Origin of the sequence: Limnospira sp. PMC 1279.21 (assembly GCF_032349615.1) — a bacterium.
Lineage (GTDB): Bacteria > Cyanobacteriota > Cyanobacteriia > Cyanobacteriales > Microcoleaceae > Limnospira > Limnospira fusiformis.
This window is the reverse complement of record NZ_JARPLU010000456.1, coordinates 1-832: the sequence shown is the minus strand read 5'-3', so window position 1 is coordinate 832 and position 832 is coordinate 1. Positions and strand designations below refer to the sequence as shown.

Sequence of the window (832 nt, the reverse complement as noted above, 5' to 3'; positions counted from 1 at the left end):
TTCTAAAGATGGAATGCCCATATAAACGGAACGTTTTAAGTCCTCCTGGACTCTGACTATCTGGTCGAGGTAGTTAGTAGGGATAAGTGTAACCGCAAGTCCTAGAGGATGTGAGATGTGACCAAAAGCCAACGCCCGGCTGTAATGGACGGGATATGCTAACAGGTCACGGTTTGATTGTAAGAATAGAGTCTAGTAGGTGTTTAAATGACGCAAGCGAGTTTAAAGAAAGGCTTTGGCAAGTCCAAACCAATCAAGACTACGAATAACGTATGGAAAGCTATTCCTTGGGCTAAGGTTCAGCGGAAAGTTTTCAAGCTCCAAAAGAGGATATTTCAAGCAGCTAAATCGGGGCCGGATGCAAAGGTAAGAAGGTGGCAACGTCTATTGGTGAAGTCATCTTATGCCCGACTCTTAGCAGTACGGCGAGTGACCCAAGACAATCAAGGAAAGAAAACAGCCGGAGTGGATGGAGTGATAGCAATATCCCCTAAGCAAAGGTTAGACTTAGCCGAGAAAATCAAAGGAAATATCAAAGCAAAACCACTGCGTAGGGTGTGGATTCCAAAACCTGGTAGGGATGAGAAACGCCCGCTGGGAATACCCACTATCCAAGATAGAGCGAGGCAAGCCTTGGTTAAATCGGCTCTCGAACCTGAATGGGAATCGAGATTTGAAGGCACAAGCTATGGGTTCCGTCCCGGACGGTCAGCCCAAGACGCAATAGGCTGAATAAATTCAGCCATAAATCAAGGAAATTACTATGTTCTTGATGCAGGTGCGAGACGTTCGGGTATGAAATAGGGCTGAAATGCCCGAAATAACTACCCGG

General features: G+C 46.2%; 1 protein-coding gene. It reads left to right on the top strand.

Features of this window, described 5'->3' with window-relative positions; genetic code table 11:
- Positions 1-207 precede the first annotated feature (207 nt).
- Positions 208-732 (top strand): reverse transcriptase N-terminal domain-containing protein, encoded by a 525-nt coding sequence (locus tag P5683_RS25405; protein WP_315641169.1) that lies wholly within the window; start codon positions 208-210, stop codon positions 730-732.
- Positions 733-832 lie beyond the last annotated feature (100 nt).